Raw genomic sequence first — 23226 nt, forward strand, 5'->3', positions numbered from 1 at the left:
GCCGTTCGTTACTCCCTGTTCGCCGCTCGCTTTTTCGCGTTCCAGGCGGCAGCGACCCGGCTCAGCGGCGGTCGGCCGATCAGCCTGCTGATCTCATTGGTCGCCTGAACGAGTCGTGCCATGTCAACGCCGGTGGCGACGCCCATGCCTTCCAGCATGTAGACGACGTCTTCGGTCGCAACATTGCCCGTGGCGCCCGGCGCGTACGGACATCCGCCAAGGCCACCGGCGGCGGAATCGATGACACGTGCGCCCTCTTCCAGTCCTGCATAGAGATTGGCGAGCGCCTGGCCATAGGTGTCATGAAAATGCATCGCGAGACTGGCCATCGGCACATAACCGGCAACGGCGCGGACCAGCTCGCGGGCCTTCTTCGGCGTGCCCACGCCGATGGTATCGCCGAGCGAGACTTCGTAGCAGCCGAGATCCCAGAGGACCTTGGCAACATCGACCACGGCCTGCGGCTTGACCTCGCCATCATAGGGACAACCGAGAACACAGGAAATGTAGCCGCGAACCTTGACGCCGTCGGCGCGGGCGCGCGCGATCACAGGCTTGAAGCGCTCGATGGATTCAGCAACCGAACAATTGATATTGGCGCGGGAAAAGCCTTCCGAGGCCGACCCGAATACCGCAATTACTGTGGCACCCGCGGCGCGCGCGGCCTCGTAGCCCTTCTCGTTCGGCACCAGGACGTGAAACTCCCCATCGGCTCGGGAACCGACGCGCCGCAGTACCTCATCCGAGCCGACCATCTGCGGAATGGCTTTCGGCGAGACGAACGCCCCGACTTCGATCGTATGAAGTCCGGCATCCAGCAAGGCCTCGATAAACGTGATCCGCGCCGCGACGCTGACTGGCGTCTTCTCGTTCTGGAGGCCGTCGCGCGGGCCGACTTCGACGATGCGGACCTCGTCGCCCATGAATGTCTCCCTTAAGCCGCCTCGATCTCGGCAAGTTCAATGCCTTCGCCGACGATATCGCCGACCTTGCATTTCAGGGCCCTCAGCGTTCCGGCAAATGGCGCCCGCAGCGTCTGCTCCATCTTCATGACTTCAAGGGTCAGAATGGGTGCGCCTTTCTCCAGCTTTGTGCCGACCTCCACCAGAAGCGCGACGACCGTCCCGGGCAGTGGCGCGACGATCCGATCCTCGCCGACCTGTTCCTCATCGTCTCCGCCGAACGGATCGATCCAATGCAGTTCAAAACGGCCGTTGCGCGTGCGCAGATAAAGCTCGTGACCTTCCATGAAGGCAGCGACGTTTGATCTGATCCCGTGCAGCGTCAGATCAACGCCGCCCGAGATGCCGGGGGCCGTACTAAAGGCCATTTCGCGATTCCCAATCGCGAGTGTCGCCGGCCCGTTGCCGTATTGCAGGGTGAGCTTGTGTTCGTTTCCCTGACCATCCCGGAACGCAAATGCCCGCCGACGCCGACCGACTGGCATCCAGCCAGCCGTTCCCCAGGGAGACCTTGCGAGGTCCCGGGCGACGTTGGCTTCCATGGAGAGTATGGCCGCAACCGCAGCGGCCAGTTCGAGGTCCTGCGGCGGCTTCGGACTCGCCGTGAGATGCGTCAGCTCGCGTTCGATGAAGCCTGTATCGATCGCGTTGGCTCGTACGGCGGGATGGCCGACCAGAGCGCCGAGAAAGGGAATATTCGTAACCACTCCGCGTATGTCGGATTCTGCCAGCGCAAGGCCAAGCCGGTCGATCGCTCCGTCGCGCGTCGGCGCCCAGGCAATCACCTTGGCGAGCATGGCGTCATAATAGGGCGAGACCATATCGCCCTCACGATAGCCGGCATCTATCCGCAAGCCCGGCGATTGCTCCGGCATGTCCCAACGTCGGATCGTTCCGACCGACGGCATGAAATTCCTGTCGGGATTTTCCGCATAGACCCGCGCCTCGATGGCGTGGCCATGCAACGCAATTTGATCCTGGGTCATCGGCAGCTTCTCGCCGGCCGCGACGCGCAGCTGCCACTCGACGAGATCGATGCCGGTGACCAGCTCGGTCACGGGGTGCTCGACCTGCAACCGCGTGTTCATCTCGATGAAGAACACGTCCCTGCCGTCGGAGACGAACTCGATCGTCCCGGCGCCGACATAGCTGACTGCCGCCGCCGCCTTGCGCGCCGCCGCACACACCGCCTCGCGCTGTGCAGCGTTCAATGTCGGCGACGGAGCTTCCTCGACGACCTTCTGATGCCGGCGTTGCAGCGTGCATTCGCGTTCGAATAGCGACAGCAGATTGCCATGGCTGTCGCCGATCACCTGGACCTCGATGTGGCGCGGGCTTTCGACCAGTTTTTCGATCAGCATGCGATCGTCGCCGAATGCCGCCTTGGCCTCGCGCTTGGCGCTCTCGATGGACGCCGCAAGCTCGTCGGCCGTCCTCACGATGCGCATGCCGCGGCCACCGCCGCCCGCGGACGCCTTCACCAGAACCGGAAAACCGATCTTGGCCGCGGCCCTGGCGAGCGTCGCATCGTCCTGCGCCTCGCCATGATAACCGGGCACCAGCGGCACGCCGGCCTTTTCCATCAAGAGCTTCGACCCCGATTTCGAGCCCATCGCCTGCATCATTTCGGCCGTCGGCCCGACGAAGATCAAACCCGCTTCGAGGCAGGCCTTGGCGAAATCCGCATTCTCCGACAAAAATCCGTAACCGGGATGAACGGCCTCGGTGCCGCATTCGCGAGCGGCAGCGATTACCCGCTCGATGTTGAGGTAGCTGTCGCGCGCCCGCGACGGGCCCAGCAGAACAGCCTCGTCGGCCATCGCCACATGCAGCGCATTGCAGTCGGCTTCCGAATAAACCGCCACGGTGCGCAAACCCATCGCCTTGGCCGTGCGGATCACGCGCACGGCGATCTCGCCGCGATTGGCGATCAGGAGGCTGCGAAAGCGCCGGTAGAGTTTTGACCGATCCATCGTCACATCCTGAACAGGCCGAACTTCGTCGGCTCGATCGGCGCGTTGGCTGCCGCCGAAAGGCCGAGTCCGAGCACAAGCCGTGTATCAGCCGGATCGATGACACCGTCGTCCCAGAGACGGGCCGTGGCGTAATACGGGCTGCCCTGCTTCTCGTACTGCGCGCGGATCGGCGCCTGGAATTTTTCCTCTTCTTCGGCCGACCATGTGCCGCCTTTGGCCTCGATATTGTCGCGCCGGACCTGGCTCAGGACCATCGAAGCCTGCTCGCCGCCCATGACCGAAATCCGCGCATTCGGCCACATCCAGAGGAAACGCGGGCTGTAGGCACGACCGCACATCCCGTAATTGCCGGCGCCGTAGGAGCCGCCGATCACGACGGTGAACTTCGGCACGCCCGCGGTCGCTACCGCCGTCACCAGCTTGGCCCCGTCACGCGCGATCCCGCCGGCTTCGTATTTCTTGCCGACCATGAAGCCGGTGATGTTCTGGAGGAACACGAGCGGAATCTGGCGCTGAGAGCATAGCTCGATGAAATGCGCGCCCTTCAACGAACTTTCGCTGAACAGGATGCCATTATTGGCGATGATGCCGACAGGATAGCCCCAGATATGGGCAAATCCGCAGACGAGCGTCTGGCCATACAGCTTCTTGAATTCGTCAAACTCCGAACCGTCAACCAGGCGCGCAATAATATCGTGCACATCGAACGGCTTGCGCCCGTCGGAGGAGACCACACCGTAGATTTCCTCGGCCGGAAACCGCGGCTCGCGCACCTCGCGCATGTTGAGTTCTGCCCGCGCCGGTTGCTTCAAGGTGGCAACGATCCGGCGAGCGATTCCGATCGCATGCGCATCGTTCTGCGCGTAGTGATCGGTGACGCCGGACTGGCGCGAATGCACGTCCGCTCCGCCCAACTCCTCGGCCGTGACCACTTCGCCGGTCGCGGCCTTTACCAGCGGCGGGCCGCCAAGAAAAATCGTACCCTGATTGCGCACGATGATGCTCTCATCCGACATCGCCGGAACATAAGCGCCGCCGGCCGTACACGAGCCCATGACGATCGCGATCTGGGGGATGCCGAGCGAGGACATCTGAGCCTGATTATAGAAGATGCGGCCGAAATGCCGTTCGTCGGGAAAAATCTCGTCCTGCTGAGGCAGGAAAGCACCGCCGGAATCAACCATGTAAACGCAAGGAAGCTTGTTCTGGCGGGCGACGTCCTGCGCCCGCAGATGCTTCTTCACGGTCATCGGATAGTAGGTACCGCCCTTGATGGTGGCGTCGTTGGCCACGACGACGCATTCGCGTCCCGAGATGCGTCCCACACCCGTGACAATGCTCGCCGAGTGCACGTCGCCGCCATAGAGATCGTAGGCCGCAAGCGGTGACAGTTCGAGAAAGGCGGTACCGGGATCAAGCAGGAGGTCGACACGCTCCCGCGCCAGCATCTTGCCGCGCGAGGTGTGACGCCTGCGCGAGGCTTCACCGCCGCCGCCGGCGACTTGATCGAGCCTTTCACGAAGCTCCGCGACCAGCGATTTCATCGCCTCGGCGTTGCGGGCAAACTCGGATGATGCAGGATCGATGCTGGAATGGAGCGGCATGGGTTTCGGCAATTTCGGGGACCACTGGGAAGCGACCTATGGTGTCATCGCGCCTGCAGCTTGCGCAACCAGCAAAACGGCCCATCGGAGCACTTAACCAGAAACCAATATTGAATCAATTGCTTAGACCTGCATTCTGATGCGCCTTCGAGGCCGCGCGCCGTCTGATCCGGAGAGGACCGGACTGCGGGGTTGGAAGTCTCTTAGTGCGTCCATGGCTCGCCGCGACGAAACGCAAAATTGTCCGCGTAGGCGACCTGCCGTTGCGCCGGCTCCTTGGGTTCGAAAACCTGATAGGCGATGCCCTCACGCTCGCAATAGGCAACGGCCTCTTCCTTGGTTTCAAAGCGAAGGCTGAGTTGTTGCTTCATATCGCCTGAACTGGTCCAGCCCATGAGGGGCTCGACGAAACGGGGCTGCTCTGGCTCATAGTCGAGTTGCCAGTCCTTTGTCTTGGCCTTGCCGGATTGCATCGCGTTTTTGGCAGGCTTGAAAATTCGGGCGGTCATGGGCGATCAACCTTCACAAGAGCTTCGGCGGAGCCAGTCGAAACTGCCGGGATCGTGTAGGATTGTTCATCCCGAACTTGTATCCCGTGATTCTCCAGCCTGTAATGAAACATCTGCCAAAGTGGTATATTCATAATAGCGTCCGGTGACAATCTTCGCGGGCGTCAGGACCTTTGCTCCGCTTGCCGCCTCCTCGCCGGACAATTTCACATCGAAACGGCACCCATGAAAATCAACGCCAGTTTGCCCGAAAAAGGACGCGACCTCCGGCTCGACCTGTTCCGCGGTATCGCCAACTGGGCCATTTTTCTCGACCACATTCCCGACAACGTCGTGAACTGGATCACGACCAGGAACTATGGCTTCAGCGACGCGGCCGACCTCTTCGTGTTCATTTCGGGTTACACCGCTTCATTCGTTTACGCACGGATGATGATCGAGCGCGGCTTTATCGTCGGCGCCACCCGTTTGACCAAACGGGTTTGGCAACTCTATGTCGCCCACATCATTCTGTTCGTCATCTACATCGCTTCGATAAGCTACCTAGCGCTGCGCTTCGGCGATTCGGAGATCATCAACGAATTTAACGTTGCCGGCCTAGTCGACCACGCGACGGAAACCCTGCGGCAGGGTTTGCTGCTCAAGTTCAAGCCGGTCAATCTGGACGTCCTGCCGCTCTACATCGTGCTGATGGGGTTCTTTCCGCCTGTTCTGTGGATCATGTTGCGCAAGCCTGACCTGACCATGATCGCCTCGATTGCGCTGTGGCTCATTGCGCGGTATTTCGGCTGGAATTTTCGCTCCTATCCGGCGGGTACCTGGTATTTCAACCCGTATTGCTGGCAGGTGCTGTTCGTATTCGGATCCTGGTGTGCGCTGGGCGGCGCCAGAAGAAACCGCTGGCTGATCGATTCTCAGATCACGCTCTATTTCTGCTTTGCCTATCTTCTGTTTGCGCTGGTCATGACAATGGCAGGCAGGTTTACGGATTTCGGCGCGATGTTCCCCGACTGGCTCTATTCCGCCTTCAACCCGAATGACAAGACAAACCTTGCCCCCTACCGCTTCCTGCATTTCGTGGTGATCGTCATCCTCGTCATCCGCTTCGTACCGAAAGACTGGGCGGGACTTGAGTGGAAGATCTTTGATCCGGTGATCGTCTGCGGCCAGCAGTCGCTTGCCGTCTTCTGCGTCGGCGTCTTCCTGTCTTTCATCGGACATTTCGAACTGATGATGAGTTCGGGCTCGTTCTTCGCTCAGCTCTTCGTCAGCGTGACGGGTATCGCGATCATGACGGTCGTCGCCTACTACATCTCCTGGTCGAAGCGACAGGACAAGCCGCTCAAGGTACCCGCGCCGAAGCCGACCTGAGGACGAAAGCGACGGGCTCCATCATCAGGACTTTGCGGACGACCCACGGCGGCGCTTTGGCGAGAGCAACTGCCCCCGCGAGGAAAATCCGCGCCATTCCGTGCTCCAGCCGACTCTGCGGGTGTGCCCCCGCTTTCCCTGAAGTGCGAACACTGCGCCCTGCGGGTCGGTACAGCGGGCGACGGAGAGACCGCTGGACAACTCCTCGTCTTTGCGGGAGGCCGCGCCACCGCCGACTTCAACGCGTTCGATCGCCGCATCCAGATCATCGACGTTGAAATAGAACAGCCAGTACGAGAGCGGTTCGGTCGCTCGCTTCTCGATCGCACCACCGATCACCTGGCCACCAGCGGAAAACGAATGATGGCCTACTGAAGAAGCGGGCTCGTCTTCCACCTTCTGCCAACCGAACAGCTCGCTATAAAACGCAAACTGCTTCTGCAGATCGGCAGCAAGCAGTTCGTGCCAACCGACACGACCACCCTTGCTCATTTCGGCCGGATGTTGCGGCCTTATCTGCAAATGGTCGATCAACGCAAAGTTTGCGGAGTTGGGATCGGCAACCACCGAAATCAGGCCAATATTGGTGTCGGTTGGGGCCACGTACACGCCGCCTCCGAGCCGTTTGATCCCGTCAACCGTCGCCTGCACATTTTCGACACCGATGTACCCCATCCATCGCGGCCTCGCGCCCATTCTGCGACCTTCTTCCGGCAATTCCATCAGTCCGGCCGCCGGGAGGGCGCCTGTGGTGAACAGCGTATAGGACAACGTCGGTGTGGACGCCTCTTGCGCTCCCCAGCCAATCACGTCGGCATAGAAGGCCGAGGCACCTGCCACGTCGGTAGTTATCAATTCGTACCAAGCGAAGTACCGGGGATCGGCCAAGTTCGTCTCGTTGTTCGCGCCCGCAAAAAGCTGCGTCAGGCCGTTCAGCCGTAATGGCTGAACCTGTCAGGCGCAAGGCTCGACTTACCGGGATCGAACGTCGACCGAAGCGATGACTATTCGCCTGACGGTTCGGAACTGAGGACCCTTCCGATCGTTGCTCCGCTGATGTTCAAAGCTCACGCCCGGCCCTATCGGGCAACGCCTGGGATGATGAATAAAACATGAATGAACGGCATCGCAGGCATCGTTCATGAATGTGAAATTTGGGCTGTTCGGCAGGCTTTGAGCCTCTGGGGAAAGCTCCTCAGCTTGCGAGGGATCACCCCTTGCAGTAGAGTCTTACTACTCGAACCGCTTGCGAAAAAATGGAGGATTCCAGTAATGGCACGTGTGAAACGACCTTCGAAGCAGAAGCGAGTGAAGGCCGCGCTTCCCGCCTTGGGCGCAGCTGGCTTGACATTTTCGATGGTGGGCGGAGCGTCGGCTGCAGCGGTGCCGGGCAACGACGCAACGCCCTCGACCAATTATTCCCCCAATCATCAGATCACGCTCGGCGAAGAAGAAATCGCTGACGTCAGCCTCGCGACGTTCTACGTTTTCGACAAAGAGAACACTGCGGCAGCGGAGGATGGTGTACAGGTCGCATGGCGCGGGTGCGGCCACGGATGCGGTGGCTGTCGCGGATGCCGCGGATGCGGCGGATGCGGTCGCGGCTGTGGCTGCGGTGGTTGCGGCTGGGGCTGGGGCTGGGGTGGCGGCTGCTGCCTGTCCTGGGGTGCATGCAGGTTGTGCTAGGCGAGTTCGCCTGACTAGTTTACTCAAAGACGATTGTTATGGCCGGGTTCGACGTCGTCGACCCGGCCATGCAATGTATCCTGAAGTTATCGCCGCCAGTTTGCAGCGCCATGCAGTGGCGGCTGCCACGAGCCCTCATCAGAAAAGAAGACACCCGGGCGCCGATTGGATTGAGGGAGATCTCGATCCGACAGAACCTCCTGCATTGGCAGGTCGCCGCGCCAGGCAAGCTTCGTGCACCAGACCATGAAAGCCACACGCAAGACCGCCTCATCGCGCCGCACGGCGAAAAAAGACATCGCTCAATTCGCGCCGAATTTCACAGTCTATGTGCTGCCGCCGGATGCGGTCTGTCTTTATTCGGAAGACAGGAAGTTTTTCCTGCACGGCGAGCTTTACTGCGCGCTTGCAAACGCCATTGGTAAAGGTGGCAAGAGCCTGACGCAGCTTGTCGCCGAAATCGGAAAGCGCTTTCCGCCCGAAAAGGTCGAGGAAGCACTCAAGCGCCTGATCGAACGTCGCTACATCGTTGAGGCATCACCGACATCAGGCAGCATTCTCGCCGGTTATTGGGCAAGCCTCGGCCTCCCCCCTGGCGTCGCCGAGCAAAATCTTGCGAACTGCCGCGTGCGTGTCGAAGCGATCGATGTGCAAGGTATCAAGGAATTCACGAAGGCACTCAGCGAATTCGGCGTCAATATTGTCTCACGCTCCGCCGACCTGACGGTGACGCTTGCAAACGACTATCTGGAGCGGCGTCTTGCCGAATTAAACGCGCAACGGGCAAAGGACGGCACTCAATGGTTGTTGGCGCAACCCTCGGGCGCCTTCCCACTGGTCGGGCCGGTTTTCAACCCCGGGAAGGGACCTTGCTGGACCTGTTTGTTCGATCGCATGATCCGCAATCGCGAGGTCAAGGGCTTTCTCGATCGCGGCGGCGTACTTCCGATTGCCACGTCACCCCTCGCGCGCCAGCCGCTCGGCCAGGGCGCCATTCAGTTCGCGGCCCTCGAAATCGCCAAGGCCATCGCCACCGGCTTTCGTACCGAGCTGAGCAATCATATTGTCAGTCATGACTTTCTGGGGTCGACGACCGCCAAGCACTTTGTGCCGCACCGTCCCCAATGCCCGACTTGCGGCAACAAGAAGCTGCGCGATCCGAAACGTCAGCCAGCGCCGATTGATCTCGGGCCCGGGCTTAAGCTAATGATCACCAGTGGCGGGTACCGGACAGTCTCCTCGCGCGCCACGGTCGCGCGATTCCGCAAGCATGTCAGCCCGCTGACAGGAGTGCTCAAGAAGCTGGAGCGGATCGAAGCCGATCTGCCCATGAACACAAACTTTTTTGCCGGCCACAATTTTTCCGGACCTGCCTTGACGATCGACGCGCTCAGAGCAGGGCTGACCGGCGGAAGCTTTGGCAAGGGCTCAACCGCCGAGCAGGCGGAAGCCAGCGCGCTGATGGAAGCGATCGAGCGCTATTCCGGAATTTTCCAGGGCGATGAGATCCGCACCACGAAACGCTTTACCGATTTTGAACCCGGTGAGGCCATCAATCCCGAGGACGTGCTGCTGTTCAGCGACGCCCAGTATAACTCGCCCGGCGCCGAGCCGGATGATTTCCATCATGTCCCTAAGCGCTTCGATCCTACGACCAGGATCGAATGGACGCCGGTCTGGTCGCTACGCGATCAGCGCTTCAGGTATTTGCCGACCAGTCTGATGTATTTCTTCTACGGCGGGCGCGAGGGATCTTACAACGCCGATTCCAACGGCTGTGCGGCCGGCAATACGTTGCAGGAGGCCATCGTTCAAGGCTTCCTTGAGCTCGTGGAGCGCGACGCCTACGCAATCTGGTGGTACAACCGGCTCCAGCGCGAAGAACTCGATCTCAGCCAGTTCGACGATTCCTATGTTCAGGATTTGCGGCGGCAGCTTGCGGACCAGGGGCGCAAGCTGTGGGTGCTCGACATCACCACCGATCTCGGCGTGCCGGCCTACGTGGCAATCCTGCACTGGATGCAGAATGGACACGAGAATATCGAATTCGGCTCCGGCGCGCATTTCGACAGCCGCATCGCATTGCTGCGTGCGCTGACCGAACTCAATCAGTTCCTGTCAATCGGCTTGATGAACGGCGGCACAGGCGAGAAACCCAGTCTCGACAATGTCACCCCCCTGCATCTCGGCAATTATCCGTTCCTGCTGCCGAATGGCCGGCCGGCGGCGCCAATCATCTCGGGTTCGAAGTTCGGGCCGCTCGACGACACCCGCAAGCAGGTCGATGCGTGCGTCGAGATCGCCCGACAGGCGGGATTGGATTTTCTTGTCCTCGACCAGACAAGGCCCGACGTCGAGACATCGGTCGTCCGGATCATCGTTCCGGGCTTGCGTCATTTCTATCGCCGTTTCGGGCCGGGACGTCTCTACGATGTTCCTGTCAAGCTTGGCCTGCGCGAGACGCCCATCGCGGAAAGCGAACTGACGCCATTCCTGCCTCATACCTGAGAGGAGAATCGGTTGGCCGTCGCAACGAAACCCCGTAGTCGCATCGCAAAGGGGCCGCTGCTTGCGGGCCGGCTCAACCCACGCGTTGCGCTCGATGCACAGGCGGACGGTAACGTGGTCGCGCGCTTCGACGGCCATGCCCTGGGCCTTGGAAAGTTCAGCGAGGCGACCATAAGGCGCCTTGGCGAACTTCGCGGCGGATTGCCGCTCGCCTCAGTTAAGCCAGGCCGCGCGGCCGACAAGGAGCTCGATCTGCTTCTCCGGCGATTGGCACATAGCGGACTTCTGGAATACCGTCTTGGACCTGCGCGCGGCGGCGACGACGTGGTGATCGAACCCCAGATCGCGGATTATTGGCCGCAGATCGCCAAGATCGCCAATACGGATACGATTGCCCTGTCGCGGTTTGCTTATCTGCGCCGGCGTGGCAAGGAAATGGTGCTGGAATCGCCACGCGCCGGCGCCTTGTTCAGGATCGGCGACCCCAGGATTGCTGCAGCCCTCACTACGCTCGCGCATCCGCAGAAGATCAACCGGTATCGCAAGGAGCGCGGCTTTCCCGGACTGGAGGTTCTGGGCTTGCTCCTGGATTGCCAGATCCTGTTCAAGCTCAAGCCAGGGGACGCCGCCGGCCTGCGCGCCTCCGAAGGCGATCCCAACCTCGTCCTATGGGACTTCCACGATCTGTTGTTTCACACCCGCAGCACCGATGGGCGGCAAGCCAACCCGCTGGGCGGGCTTTACTCCTATGCCGATCTGATGCCTCCGCTGCCGGCAGTGCGTCCGCCCTGGCCTGGAGAAGTCATCGCGCTGGAGGGCTCGACCCGGCCGGCCCCCACGCCCTCGCCGTTCGCATCCCTCCTCGGCTCGCGACATTCGATACGTGACTTCGATGATGAGCATCCCATCACGCTGTCCGAATTGGCCGCCTTCCTGCAGACTGCCGCCCGGGTGCAGGCAAAATGGACGTCGGGTGGTGATACGGGCGAGGAAGGCCCGGAGGTTTCGTATGCCTCCCGTCCTTATCCGTCGGGCGGCGCAGCCTACGAGCTCGAACTCTATCTTGCCGTCGAAAAATGCGACGGGCTGGCGCGCGGATTTTACCACTACGATGCCGACCGGCATGCACTGACAGCCATCGAAGTCGGCGCCCGGGATCTCGATGCCCAGCTTTTGGACGCTGAATTCGCCATCGGCGCCTCGCACGTTCCGCAGATCCTGATTGTAATCGCGGCGCGCTTCGGCCGGGTATCCTGGAAATACAGCTCGGTGGCTTATTCACTTATCCTGAAGGATGTCGGCGTGTTGACTCAGACGCTTTATCTGGCCGCCGCCGATCTGGGACTTGGCGGATGCGCGATCGGCACCAACAATATCGATCGGTTCGCCCGCATGACCGGCCTCGATTTTTCCGTCGAGGGCTCGGTCGGTCAATTTGCCCTCGGCCGCGGCCGACCGGAGCGTGCCGGCGCGGAGCGCGGATAGACCCCGACATCGTTGGAGTTCCGACCCTGTTGACGAAATTCTCCTGAAAAGGCCATTCGAGATGGCCGGTACGGAGAGAAGCGCGCACTGACTAGGATGCAGCGTCGCCTGGTACTCCGAGGGACGTTTGCAGCCATCGCTTTCGCAAACGCGGTGCAGGCCTCAAGCTCGTGGTGAGCAACTCAATGTGTCCGGAACGGACCCGGTGAAATTGGTCGGGGCAGCTGGATTCGAACCAACGACCTGCAGTACCCAAAACTGCCGCGCTACCAGGCTGCGCTATACCCCGATCCTTGGAAGACCTCGTCGATACACGCTTAGGCCCCCGTCAGCAAGGCAGGACGGGTTGGGACTTTCGCGGAGACGCCTCAGCAAGATAGTCAACACCAACACATAAGACTTTGGCCGAGCGAAGGAATGAGGGCGTCCGATTTCTTCGTTACTTGGTGTGGAAGAGGGGATGGGCCACCAGATCACCGGGCCTGATCCCATATTTTTGGGCGGTACCGGCGATGACCTCGAGCACGCCCTTTGCCAATCCCCTGGATGGAATGATCTTGGTCGAGAGCGGCTCGGTATTTTCCGCGATGCGGAGAATGCGGCCGTCTGCCCGAATGAAAATCATGTCGAGTGGGATGTAGGTATTCTTCATCCACATCGACACCTCCTGCTCGGGAGTGAAGTCGAAAAGCATGCCTTTTCCCTCGGGCAGCTCCTTGCGGTACATCAATCCGGTGGTCTTCTCCGCCTCTGTCGTTGCCATCTCAACCGAAAATACGCGCACGCCGGTTTTCGTCACGATCTCGAGCGGCTGGACCGATACCGCGTAGACAGCGGAGCCGGCGAACATCCACAGTCCGCAGGCCAGAGCGAAGGGCATCCAGATCCGCAAATACGGAAAGCGCCAAGCGGCAGCCTGACCAGACCTTGTCGACAGCATTCGTCTCACCACGCCATGATTAAAAAGCGCCGGCTCACGTTCCGGCGCGAGCTTAGAAGTGCCCCGTTTGTAACATCGGCGCGGTCGACTGCGGCAGTCACTTTTGTGAGTTTTAGAGCTGGATGCACCCGGGCGGCGTACCATACGCCACGACATCGAAACGAATTTGGAGGTCAGCCGTGGCCTTAGTGCGATGAGAGACCAGGCGAGCCCATCTCCGGCTGGATCTCGGCGGCCATCATACCCTTGGAACCCGGCCCGTAGCGGACCAATACGTACTGCCCAGGGCGCAGCTCCGTCATGCCATAACGGCGGAGCGTTTCCATGTGGACGAAGATGTCGGGGGTCCCCTCCCCGCAAGTCAGGAAGCCGAACCCGCGAAGCCGGTTGAACCATTTCACCTGCGCGCGCTCGAGCCCACTGGTCGGCGTAACACTGACATGAGTTCGCGGCGGAAGCATTTGAGCGGGATGGATCGCGGTCGATTCATCCATCGAGACGACTCGAAACGCCTGATAACCTTTGGCCCGTTGCACGCACTCGCAAACAACCCGTGCGCCCTCATAGGCGGTCTGATAACCGTCGCGGCGCAGGACGGTCACATGCAGAAGCACATCCGGCCAGCCATTGTCCGGGACGATAAACCCGTAGCCCTTCGAGGCATCGAACCATTTGATAACGCCGCTGATTTCGACAAGGTTTGCTGCGACGTCGCCCAAGCCCTGCATCGCATCGAGTGCTGGATCGCGCGGGCCACCGGCCGAAAATCCAGCACCGAACCTTCCCGGTGCAGCCGCCCCGCCGGGCGATTGACCTCCGAGCTTCTTGGACTCAAATCCGTCCGACCCCATGACCCCGGACCCCACACATCAACATCCCGCCAGCGAACGCTGCGGTGACCGTCGCGTCTACCAATTCTCAAGAAGACGCCAGCGAATCTTTCGAATCAAAAGATAACACTCTCGCTTGCGCCGCATAGACAAAAAAACGATCCTTTCGCCACCTATGAACAGCCTTGCGCATTGGCGAATCAGTCAGACGTCAGTTGCCCACAAACGGGCCCAGCGTGTCCCCGATATCGTGGTGGATCACGAGATCGGCCATATCGTCCTGTTCGGTGGGTTGGTTGTTGATAATGACAAGGCGCGCTCCGGCGTTTTTCGCCATCAATGGAAAGCCAGCCGCCGGCCAAACGACCAGCGAAGAACCGATCGCAATGAACAGGTCGCATTGTTGCGCGAGTTCCCTCGCGCGCTGCATGGCATCCTCCGGCATCGCTTGACCAAACGAGATGGTCGCCGTCTTGACCGGTGCGTCGCAGGTTGCGCACTCAGGCGCATGACCCAACGTTTCGAAACGTTCCTTCACCCAACCCAAATCGTAGGTCAGCCCGCATCCGATGCACCTCGCGTAGGTCGTGTTGCCGTGCAACTCGATGACGTGATCGGCGGCGAAGCCTGATGCTTGATGCAAATTATCAATATTCTGAGTGATGACCGCCGGCACCTTGCCCGCACGATAGAGCGTTGCGAGTGCGCGGTGGCCGCGGCCCGGAGAAGCCGCAGCAAACGTCGGCTCCATGGCAAAGCGGCGCCGCCAGGATTCATCCCGGGCCGCCCGGCTGGCGGTAAACTCATCAAAAGGGATCGGTCGGTTGCGCGACCACAGTCCGCCCGGCGAGCGAAAATCCGGAATGCCGCACTCAGTCGAAATGCCGGCGCCTGTAAAGGGAACGATAACGGCGGCTTCCGCGATCATTTCGCCTAGTCGTTCGACGCTGCTGCTGAAGTCCGACGCAATCACGACAAATAGCCCCGACGCTTCCGTGTATTCCGCACATCAGGCTGGCCCGATGGCTATTTCGAGGTCATTCAGGCCGCTTCGACGACACCATCCCGCGCGTCCTCGCCCTTTCGGACGGCTTCGCCCCCCTTCTTCGGCTTGGCGACCACTGGCACGGCTAGCGCCTTCTTGGTGAGCTTGCCGTACTGCGACAGTCGTTCCAGTTCGGCTTCAAGTTCGCCCTGCCGCGCCAAGACCTTTTGAGCCAGCTTTTCGGTTGCTGCATCGCGCAGCGCCGCAAGTTCTTCGATGCTCAACGAATCCAGATCAATCTTTGCCATTGATGTCTCCTGACTTCGCCTTCGCTATCGACAGCGTTCGCCCGTCTCAAGACGCAGCATCTCTTATCCACAATCACGATCTTGCGCCGGCTCATCCCATTCACGCCCCAATCTTCGGACGTCAATGATCGCGGGACGCGAATCAACAGAGATGGCAATGAGCGAAAAGGAAAAAAATGACCGGCTCGCGCGCGAACGCGACGAGATTGCGGCGCATGTGGCGAGGTTCAGGGCGACCCAGGAAAAATTCCGACGCGAACGCGACGAATATTTCACAACCACGCTCGGGAATGCCCGACTCGGCGCCTGACAGCAGCAGCACCAGCACGAGGAAGGCCCGGGATCACCCCGGCCCTTCCTTTTTCAAAAGGCAGATCGCCTGGCGATAATAGCGATGCCAGTAATGACGGTGCCAAGATGAGGGTGCCAATACGGACCGCTGTCATAGAGCATAGCCTGGACCGTAGGCCGGCCCGTAGTAGGCATAGGCGGGACCATAGCCCTCGGCGTCCGCTGCGATCGTTCCCGCGGCCAAGCCAATCCCTAGCGCAGGCCGGATTCCGTGGGCCTTTACCGGCGCAGCGACGGCGCCGATCGCCGGGTGATGGTTGCCGCGGAAACCCGGATGAAACTCGGGAAAGGAAGGAACCAAAAAAGAGCGGCCCAAAAGGGCCGCTCCTTTGAGTGTCACGACGACTTTATGGGCAAGGATGTCTCACGCCATCGAAGCCGAGATAGGTCCCGCTTGCCGGGTCATAGGAGCGGAAGCGTTGCGCGCAATACGACGCATCGGCAACCATCGGTCCTGCGACCGGAGGAGGCTGGTCGAACGCCACGGTCGGTCCGACATCATAGGCGTAGCTGTCGCCATAATAATCGGGGCCAAATGCATAGCCGCCGCCATAATAGGGTTCATAGCCGTATCCGTAACCGTAATCGTTTGCCGCCACCGCCGCGCCGGTTGCCAGGCCAGCAGCCGCTGCGCCCGCGACAAAGCCAGCGTCACGCCCGAAGCCGCGGCCGCGACTGTCGCGAAATTCTCCGCCTCCATATACGCCACGGTCGCCCTCGGCCATTTGCCGATTGCCTCTCACAAATTGCGTATGGCCGCGGGCCGCGAAATTGGCTCTGCCGACGTTGGCCTGAGGGCCGAAATTGGACTGCGCCCGGGAACCGGCACCCATTTGCGCACCGCCCACGTGTCCTCTTACGGCGGCGTGCGCGGCGGGACGGCCGTTCTGCGCTTGCTGCGCCAAGACGGGGGCTGCGAAAACAAGCGAAAGCGACAGAGCCGTAGCTCCCAACACTCGAAACCTGGTCATCCTGTTTCTCCAAGACAGTGAAGCCTGAGAAACAACGTCCCCCCTCCGATCGTTCCGATGCGTTGCAAAATGTGCGTGATCAGCGGACCAACATCATGATGATGACAAAAATGACGGTGCCCACCAGACCTGCCAAAAATATGGCACGGCGCAGTCGTGTATTTAGAACGATCTCGCCGCCACGGGCTTTTTCCGCCGGATACGGCTTTTGGTCCATCGTGCGGCTCCTCTTTTCGGACTCAAGGATTTGAACACGGCCTTGGTTCCCTATGCCGCCACTGCCTGCTATCCAGGTTCCTGAGAGGCACGAACCGAGTGGTCCATCCCAGGGAGAACAAAGAACAATGCGATATCTTCACACCATGCTCCGCGTTCGCAATCTCGACGCTGCGCTAAAATTTTATCGCGACGCTCTCGGACTGAAAGAGGTCCGCCGGGTAGACAACGAAAAAGGCAAGTTTACGCTGGTGTTTCTGTGTGCGCCCGAAGACGAAGCTATTTTGGCGGCTTCCAAGGGACGCGGCGCACCGTTGGTCGAACTCACTTACAACTGGGAGGAGGAAAAATACGGCGAGGACCGCTTTTTCGGCCATCTTGCCTATGAGGTCGACGACATCTATGCGACTTGCGAGCGCCTGATGAAGCTCGGCATCACCATCAACCGGCCGCCGCGCGATGGGCAGATGGCTTTCGTGCGTTCGCCGGATCTTCACTCGATCGAACTTTTGCAAAAGGGTGATGCCAAAGCTCCGGCTGAGCCGTGGACGTCCATGGCGAACACCGGACACTGGTAGGCGCCGCGTATATTGCGAGACGCTCGCACGTCCAGCGAAACGAGTTTGCGCACTGACGGCGGAACTTCGCTTCTCACCACGCGTTGGCCTTTTTTGACAAGAGTGGAGGCTGAGATGGCGCGAGGACTTTTGCTCTGGCTTTTGGGCGTGCCTATTCCGGTGATTATTCTGCTTTGGCTGTTCTTCGGCCGCTGACAGATCTTTTCCGTGGTTGAGTCAGGCTCCGCTCGTGCGCGGGGCCTGATTGGTTTGGTGGGCGTAACGCCCGTTGGAGCCGCTAAGAATATCCTTGGCCGGAAACTTGCGCTATCGTCGGCGGATCACTCCTGGGAGCGAAGGATCGTGTCGAACGACAACCAGAGCCAGATCACCATCTGGGGCCGCGCCAATTCCGTCAACGTCCAGAAGGTTCTGTGGTGCCTTTACGAGCTTGAGCTCGCCTATCAGCGCATCGATGCGGGCATGGCATTCGGAAAGAATCACGAGCCGGAATATCTGGCGATGAATCCGAATGGCCGCGTGCCGACACTGGTCGACGGCGATTTCGTGCTCTGGGAATCCAATTCCATCATGCGCTACCTCGTGCTCGCTTATCGGCCGCAGTCGCCGCTTTACCCAAAGGATCCCAAAGGGCGGGCGAGCGTCGATCGGTGGCTGGATTGGACGCTGTCGACGCTGCAACCGGTCGATCGGCCGGTGTTCTGGGCGCTGGTACGGACCCCTCTCGCGCAGCGCGATATGGTGGCAATCCAGAAGGATGCCGATGCCGAAGCCGCCCAGTGGCGAGTTGTCGAGCTCTATCTCAAGACGCGCCGCTTCATAACGGGCGACGAATTCACGCTGGCCGATATTGCCCTCGGCGCCTATGCGCGTCGCTGGTTCGGCGTTGAGGGAATCGCCAAGCCGTCTTTGCCTCACCTAGAGCGCTGGTTCGGAGAACTCGCTTCGCGGCCAGGCTTCGTGCGGCACATCGCGCCGCCGATGTCATGATATCCGCAAAGATATCCGAACGCGGAAACCGATGCTGCTATCTGACGAACTTGACGCCCAACGACCGTCCGCGCCGCCAGACCACGTTGCATGGACGTCCCGCCTTCGGATCGCGTGAAAAAGCGAGCAGCACCCGGCCCGACAACACGCTTGAATCGGATACCGTGATCTTCGCCCCCGAGGACGACATGTCGTGCACGAAACAGTGACGAGTTGCGAAGCCGCCTTCCAGGGTGATCCACGCCGCCTGCTGCACAGACCTGCGGACGTCGCGTTTTTTGGCTGCTGCCATGATCGCTTGTTCCGGTTTGGATGGTCCGGCTTTCTATCGGAGCGGGATTTATAAACCCTTGCGCGGATCGCAGAGTCCGCGGGGCTGGCGAAATCCAGCGCAGTGGCGCTCCCTAGCGGAATCGAACCGCTCTCTCCACCGTGAAAGGGTGGCGTCCTAACCGATAGACGAAGGGAGCAAGGCGCTTGCCGCGACACGGCCGATTGCTCGGCCACGCCACCGCCTCACTCTAGTTGACGAAATCCATCCAATATATCAATATCTTGGAGGGTTCTCTTCACCTGCCGGCTCGGCCGAGAGTTACGGCGAGGACCGGCGCGCGAACGTATAGTGGCGTTTGCGTCCTCCGGCAAGCCACGCGTGGGACGGTTTACCCACAGGATTGCGGCAATCGCCGCCCAACCGCTTTGCAAACCATACCCGTTTGAAATAGCCGCTTTGCTTCGCGTCATATTTTTCAGCGAAAGTTGCGCATCAGCTCCGCCCGAAAGTTCTTCGAGGTGCCTATCAAGGGCTATTCGATTTAGCTGGCGTGCTTGCTGGCGCATCTCGTGACGACCGCCACGCCCGTAGAGGAGCCCACGCTTTCACAGCGCCCGGCTGGACATTCATTACAACTATTGATTTTCTCTCGAAAGCGATGCTCCCATCGGAGAAGTTTCGTCTCTCAAATTGGGATCGTCGGTTTTGCCCGAGGCTTCAAACGCGGCGCGCCGTCTCGATAGCTTCAGGCGCCTGCTCAGCCATATCCACGAACGAATCCTGCCGGACATCGGCTTCGTGCTGTGGGACGGTTCCACGGTCCCTGCGGACCTCAGCTCGGATGCGATGGCCTTCGTCATCGCTGACGAGGGTGCCGTTGCCGCCATGATCCGGCGGCCAAACGTCGACACCTTCCTCAACCTCTGGGTCACATCACGGTTCGACCTCCGCAATGGATCGTTCTTTGACCTTGCAACGCGGCGCCCCAAGACGCGCACCAGAGAGCTGGTGAAATCATTCGACAAGCGTCTCGCGCTCACGACGCTGGCAAAGTTTCTGCTTGTTCCGCGCGGCGGACCGTGGCCCCTGGAAGCTGTCCGTAAGGCACGCACCGACGGCTCCGAGGCCGCCAGTAAGACAAACATTCATTACCACTACGACGTCTCGAACCGGTTTTACGAACTGTTTCTCGATCCGGAGATGGTCTACTCCTGCGCCTATTTCAAAGATTGGAACAACGATCTTGCGACGGCGCAGATCGACAAGCTCGATATGATCTGTCGCAAGCTGCGCCTCAACAAAGGAGAAACGTTGCTTGACGTTGGTTGCGGCTGGGGCGCCCTCGTCTGTCACGCCGCCCAACATTATGGTGTACGCGCTCATGGCGTCACGCTGGCGGAAGAGCAGTTCGCCTACGCGAAGGAAAAGGTCGCCCGACTTGGTCTCGATGACAAGGTGACTGTCGAGCTACGCGACTACTCACGTCTTGAAGGCAGCTTCGACAAGATCGCTTCGATCGGCATGTTCGAACATGTCGGCCTCGCCAACCACGCGACCTACTTCAAGACCATCAACCGCCTGCTCAAGCCGGGCGGCTTGTACCTTCACCACAGCATCGCGCTACGATCGAAGAGTTTCGAGCGCTTTCGCAAAGGCGGCCGGCGGGATGCCGCAGCGGCGACCGCAATCGGCCGCTACATTTTCCCCGGCGGCGAACTGGACCACGTCGGCCTGTCGGTCGCCAATCTCGAAATGCACAATTTCGAGGTGCACGACGTCGAAGCCTGGCGCGAGCATTACATGCGCACGACGCGGCTCTGGCATGATCGGCTATCGGCCAACAGCGAGGCTGCCGAGCACGAAATCGGCCGCGAGAAGACGAGACTCTGGATCGCCTATCTCGCCGTGGTCTCGATTGCGTTTGCCCAAGGCACGGTCGGAATCTTTCAGACCTTGGCCTCAAACCGCATTCGGGGCTCTTCCGGTCTCCCGCCGACACGCGCCGATTTGTATCGGTAGGTCCTGTTCGGCACTGCTATTGACTTTGACTCGCGCCCTTCGCTACGGACGCCTATCTTAATCTCGCAAGCGCGGCGCGAACCGATGACCCTTCACCCCCGCAATCTGATGGTCCTGGCGGCCTTGGCCCTGGCCGGGTGCGGCGGTATGCCCAGCCTGTCGCTGCAGGACGTCAAGGCGAGAAACGATTTCAAGGGCAAGCCGGTGAGCGTGATCATTGGCCGGCTCGGCAATCCCGATCTTCAGCAGACGATCTCGGGGCAGAAATTCTACATGTGGCGAATTGGCAGTGGCACGCAGAATTGCCTGATCTCGGCCGGCATTTCAGGCGATGTCGTCGATTCGTATAATGCGACCGGCGACGCGGCGATCTGCTCGCCCTACCTTCCTCCCGCCGAATCCGTCCAGGCTCAATAGCGACAGGTCCGAGCGATGAATGATCACGGTCCAAAAGCCGACGGCGCGCGGGTGCTGGCCGATCTCAACGCGCTCCGCGCCATTGGCGCCTACCAGAGCGGCGTGCACCGGCCCACCTTTTCCGAGCCGCATCTTCGTTCGCTGCAATGGCTGATGGACAAATTACCGGAGGCCATGCTCGCGCCGGAGATTGATGGCATCGGCAACGTATTCGGCGTCAGTGCAAAACACGGACCGAAACTGCTCGCGGGCTCCCATCTGGAGAGCCAGAACTTCGCTGGCTGGCTCGATGGTCCGCTCGGCGTGATCTATGCACTTGAAGCCGCGCGCCTGATCAATCCTGATCCCGGCATAAACGGTGCGGTGGAAGTGGCATCTTGGTGCGATGAAGAAGGTCATTTCGGCCATTTCCTCGGCAGCCGTTCCTATGTCGGCGATGTCAGCGAACAGGAGATCGATGCTGCTCGTGATCGCACCGATGGCCGTGCAATGCGGGACGCGCTGCAAGCCGCCGGGCTCACAGGCCTGCCGCGAAAAAACGCGAAATCCGGCGGCCACATTGGATATATCGAGGCTCATATCGAGCAAGGGCGGACCCTTGAAGGATCGCAGATCTGCATCGGTGTGGTCACCTCAATTGTCGGCATCTGGCAATATCAGATCACCGTCACAGGCGAGCAAAACCACGCTGGCACCACGCGGATGAAGGACCGGAAGGATGCCGGCCTGGCGGCGGCGAGACTATGCGTCGCCATCGACGACCGTTTTCCCGCCTGCGCGGGGTCGCGCACTGTATGGACCACGGGCCGGCTCACTTTCGACCCTGGCGCGCCGAGCATTGTCCCCGGCCGCGCCGACATGCTGTTTCAGATCCGCGACGATGATATTGATCTCGTAGGGCGCCTCGAGGCGCTGCTCGGCGAGATCGCCGCCGGGATTTCTGCGGCAAGCGGATGCCGCGTCGATGTCAAACGGATACGCACCGGCAAGCCGGCCATGATGGATTTCAAATTCCAGCGCGCGATTGCAGGCGCCGCGTCGATCTTTGCAGACGGCAAATCGCTTCCTATGCCAAGCGCCGCCGGGCACGACGCCCAGGTTCTGGCCTCGATCATGCCAGCGGGTATGCTGTTCGTGCCATCGATCGGCGGCATCAGTCATCACTGGAGCGAAAATACCTCCGATGCGGACATCGTCAGGGGCGCAGAAGTATTCGTCGAGGCCTGCAGGCGTTTGCTTTCGAGTTGAGCTGCCGCTCATTTTCCCTGCCAGCGCGGCGGACGTTTTTCGGCAAAGGCCTTCGGGCCCTCGACATAGTCGGCGGACGCAAGCATTTCTCGCACGGCGGGATATTCGCGCTGAGCGATCATGGCCTCTGGCAACGGCACGTTCAATCCGTCCATTACCGCCTGCTTCGACGCCCGGATCGACATGGGACTATTCTGACAGATTTGATCTGCCCAACGCTCGGCGGCGCTGAGGGCCTCGCCAGCCGAGACCACCTCATTAACGAAGCCGAGCTCGAAACCTTCACGCGCCGACACGTGCCGGCCGGTCAAGATCATGCCCATCGCCCGCTTCAGCCCGATCTGGCGCGGCAACCGTTGCAGGCCGCCGGCCAGAGCCGCCAGTCCGACGCGCGGCTCAGGCAAAGCAAACGTTGCATTTTCCGAGGCAATGATGAGGTCGCATGCCAATGCGATTTCAAAGCCACCGCCCATCGCCACGCCATTGACGGCAGCTATGATCGGCTTGTCACAGTGAAATCGCAATGTCAGCCCGCCGAATCCGGTCGCATTCCAGCCCCGCTCGCCGCCTGCGGCCTGCCATTTCAAGTCGTTTCCCGAGCAGAACGCCCGATCGCCCGCGCCGGTGACAATGGCCACCCACTGATCGGGATCGGCGGAAAAGGAGTTGAACACTTCGTGCAGCTCGAAATGGGCAGGCTTATGCAGCGCGTTCAATACCTCGGGACGATTAAGGGTCACGATCGTCACGTGGCCGCGCTGCTTCACCTCGACAAACTCATAAGTCACTGCGTCACCCCTTGTATGATCGAACCACTCGCCGTGTATCGGCGCAAACATAGAGCTGTATTTCATAGCCGTGCACTCCGGCTGTTGAACATTCCGCCTCGAAAGCCGAAACACTCGGCTTAAGAGTACGCGGTCCGTTAACTGCGGGGCCATCATGGAAGTTGCCACGCGATTCCGGTCCGCGCTACCCAATAAGTAGTCATGCCCCCT

Annotated in this window: 22 protein-coding genes and 2 tRNA genes; 9 read left to right on the forward strand and 15 right to left on the reverse strand. The window is 60.4% G+C overall.

Annotated elements, in window-relative coordinates:
* Positions 1–8: 8 nt before the first annotated feature.
* The 4 genes from NEZ08_RS21510 to NEZ08_RS21525 form a co-directional block, all read right to left on the reverse strand.
* On the reverse strand, positions 9–923 hold the full coding sequence (locus NEZ08_RS21510; protein ID WP_298111514.1) for a hydroxymethylglutaryl-CoA lyase: 915 nt from the start codon (positions 921–923) through the stop codon (positions 9–11).
* Between the two features lie 11 nt (positions 924–934).
* Positions 935–2935, reverse strand: coding sequence for an acetyl/propionyl/methylcrotonyl-CoA carboxylase subunit alpha (locus tag NEZ08_RS21515; protein ID WP_298111517.1), 2001 nt, complete (start codon positions 2933–2935; stop codon positions 935–937).
* A 2-nt stretch (positions 2936–2937) separates the two neighbouring features.
* Positions 2938–4542: a carboxyl transferase domain-containing protein gene (locus NEZ08_RS21520; protein WP_298111520.1), complete on the reverse strand. Its 1605-nt coding sequence runs from the start codon at positions 4540–4542 to the stop codon at positions 2938–2940.
* 203 nt (positions 4543–4745) lie between these two features.
* On the reverse strand, positions 4746–5051 hold the full coding sequence (locus tag NEZ08_RS21525) for an ETC complex I subunit (protein WP_298111524.1): 306 nt from the start codon (positions 5049–5051) through the stop codon (positions 4746–4748).
* A 225-nt stretch (positions 5052–5276) separates the two neighbouring features.
* Between NEZ08_RS21525 and NEZ08_RS21530 the strand changes: the two genes are divergently transcribed.
* The gene (locus NEZ08_RS21530) at positions 5277–6422 is read left to right on the forward strand and encodes an OpgC domain-containing protein (RefSeq protein ID WP_298111526.1); all 1146 of its coding nucleotides are present in this window, start codon (positions 5277–5279) and stop codon (positions 6420–6422) included.
* Between the two features lie 24 nt (positions 6423–6446).
* On the opposite strand, the gene NEZ08_RS21535 is transcribed toward NEZ08_RS21530, so the two are convergent.
* Complete coding sequence (locus NEZ08_RS21535; RefSeq protein WP_298111528.1) at positions 6447–7310, reverse strand: VOC family protein; 864 nt, start codon at positions 7308–7310, stop codon at positions 6447–6449.
* Positions 7311–8354: 1044 nt separating this feature from the next.
* On the opposite strand from NEZ08_RS21535, the gene NEZ08_RS21540 reads away from it, so the two are divergent.
* Positions 8355–10616, forward strand: a complete 2262-nt coding sequence (locus NEZ08_RS21540) for a TOMM precursor leader peptide-binding protein (RefSeq protein ID WP_298111659.1) — start codon at positions 8355–8357, stop codon at positions 10614–10616.
* A 12-nt stretch (positions 10617–10628) separates the two neighbouring features.
* Positions 10629–12101, forward strand: coding sequence for a SagB family peptide dehydrogenase (locus NEZ08_RS21545; protein WP_298111531.1), 1473 nt, complete (start codon positions 10629–10631; stop codon positions 12099–12101).
* A 212-nt stretch (positions 12102–12313) separates the two neighbouring features.
* On the opposite strand, the gene NEZ08_RS21550 is transcribed toward NEZ08_RS21545, so the two are convergent.
* The 5 genes from NEZ08_RS21550 to NEZ08_RS21570 all read right to left on the reverse strand — a co-directional run bounded on the left by NEZ08_RS21550 (position 12314) and on the right by NEZ08_RS21570 (position 15164).
* Positions 12314–12390: transfer RNA gene (locus NEZ08_RS21550), tRNA-Pro, on the reverse strand.
* A 150-nt stretch (positions 12391–12540) separates the two neighbouring features.
* Positions 12541–12951 (reverse strand): DUF192 domain-containing protein, encoded by a 411-nt coding sequence (locus NEZ08_RS21555; protein ID WP_298111663.1) that lies wholly within the window; start codon positions 12949–12951, stop codon positions 12541–12543.
* A gap of 275 nt (positions 12952–13226) precedes the next feature.
* Entirely contained in the window at positions 13227–13892 is a 666-nt protein-coding gene (locus tag NEZ08_RS21560) for a cold-shock protein (protein WP_298111666.1), read from the reverse strand.
* A gap of 190 nt (positions 13893–14082) precedes the next feature.
* Entirely contained in the window at positions 14083–14844 is a 762-nt protein-coding gene (locus NEZ08_RS21565) for a Sir2 family NAD-dependent protein deacetylase (protein ID WP_298111534.1), read from the reverse strand.
* Positions 14845–14912: 68 nt separating this feature from the next.
* On the reverse strand, positions 14913–15164 hold the full coding sequence (locus NEZ08_RS21570) for a hypothetical protein (RefSeq protein ID WP_298111536.1): 252 nt from the start codon (positions 15162–15164) through the stop codon (positions 14913–14915).
* Between the two features lie 157 nt (positions 15165–15321).
* Between NEZ08_RS21570 and NEZ08_RS21575 the strand changes: the two genes are divergently transcribed.
* Complete coding sequence (locus NEZ08_RS21575; RefSeq protein WP_298111539.1) at positions 15322–15474, forward strand: hypothetical protein; 153 nt, start codon at positions 15322–15324, stop codon at positions 15472–15474.
* A gap of 388 nt (positions 15475–15862) precedes the next feature.
* On the opposite strand, the gene NEZ08_RS21580 is transcribed toward NEZ08_RS21575, so the two are convergent.
* Both NEZ08_RS21580 and NEZ08_RS21585 read right to left on the reverse strand, forming a co-directional pair.
* Positions 15863–16240: a BA14K family protein gene (locus tag NEZ08_RS21580; RefSeq protein WP_298111541.1), complete on the reverse strand. Its 378-nt coding sequence runs from the start codon at positions 16238–16240 to the stop codon at positions 15863–15865.
* A gap of 325 nt (positions 16241–16565) precedes the next feature.
* Positions 16566–16703, reverse strand: coding sequence for a peptide ABC transporter permease (locus NEZ08_RS21585; protein ID WP_298111544.1), 138 nt, complete (start codon positions 16701–16703; stop codon positions 16566–16568).
* Positions 16704–16830: 127 nt separating this feature from the next.
* Between NEZ08_RS21585 and NEZ08_RS21590 the strand changes: the two genes are divergently transcribed.
* Both NEZ08_RS21590 and NEZ08_RS21595 read left to right on the forward strand, forming a co-directional pair.
* Complete coding sequence (locus tag NEZ08_RS21590; RefSeq protein ID WP_298111546.1) at positions 16831–17280, forward strand: VOC family protein; 450 nt, start codon at positions 16831–16833, stop codon at positions 17278–17280.
* Between the two features lie 342 nt (positions 17281–17622).
* A complete protein-coding gene (locus NEZ08_RS21595) occupies positions 17623–18270 on the forward strand; it encodes a glutathione S-transferase family protein (RefSeq protein WP_298111549.1) in 648 nt (215 codons plus the stop codon).
* Positions 18271–18307: 37 nt separating this feature from the next.
* On the opposite strand, the gene NEZ08_RS21600 is transcribed toward NEZ08_RS21595, so the two are convergent.
* Both NEZ08_RS21600 and NEZ08_RS21605 read right to left on the reverse strand, forming a co-directional pair.
* Positions 18308–18562 (reverse strand): PilZ domain-containing protein, encoded by a 255-nt coding sequence (locus tag NEZ08_RS21600; RefSeq protein ID WP_298111552.1) that lies wholly within the window; start codon positions 18560–18562, stop codon positions 18308–18310.
* Positions 18563–18665: 103 nt separating this feature from the next.
* A tRNA-Glu gene (locus tag NEZ08_RS21605) sits at positions 18666–18740 on the reverse strand.
* Positions 18741–19249: 509 nt separating this feature from the next.
* On the opposite strand from NEZ08_RS21605, the gene NEZ08_RS21610 reads away from it, so the two are divergent.
* The 3 genes from NEZ08_RS21610 to NEZ08_RS21620 all read left to right on the forward strand — a co-directional run bounded on the left by NEZ08_RS21610 (position 19250) and on the right by NEZ08_RS21620 (position 22228).
* Positions 19250–20563 carry a cyclopropane-fatty-acyl-phospholipid synthase family protein gene (locus NEZ08_RS21610; RefSeq protein WP_298111555.1) on the forward strand — a complete coding sequence of 438 codons (1314 nt, stop codon included), beginning with the start codon at positions 19250–19252 and terminating at the stop codon, positions 20561–20563.
* An 84-nt stretch (positions 20564–20647) separates the two neighbouring features.
* The gene (locus tag NEZ08_RS21615) at positions 20648–20980 is read left to right on the forward strand and encodes a hypothetical protein (protein WP_298111557.1); all 333 of its coding nucleotides are present in this window, start codon (positions 20648–20650) and stop codon (positions 20978–20980) included.
* A 15-nt stretch (positions 20981–20995) separates the two neighbouring features.
* Positions 20996–22228, forward strand: a complete 1233-nt coding sequence (locus NEZ08_RS21620) for a Zn-dependent hydrolase (protein ID WP_298111560.1) — start codon at positions 20996–20998, stop codon at positions 22226–22228.
* 8 nt (positions 22229–22236) lie between these two features.
* Here the strand turns inward: NEZ08_RS21620 and NEZ08_RS21625 are convergent, their stop codons facing one another.
* Positions 22237–23016, reverse strand: a complete 780-nt coding sequence (locus NEZ08_RS21625) for an enoyl-CoA hydratase-related protein (RefSeq protein ID WP_298111668.1) — start codon at positions 23014–23016, stop codon at positions 22237–22239.
* Positions 23017–23226: the final 210 nt, after the last annotated feature.

It is taken from the genome of Bradyrhizobium sp. (assembly GCF_027451485.1).
In the GTDB taxonomy this organism is placed as follows: domain Bacteria; phylum Pseudomonadota; class Alphaproteobacteria; order Rhizobiales; family Xanthobacteraceae; genus Bradyrhizobium.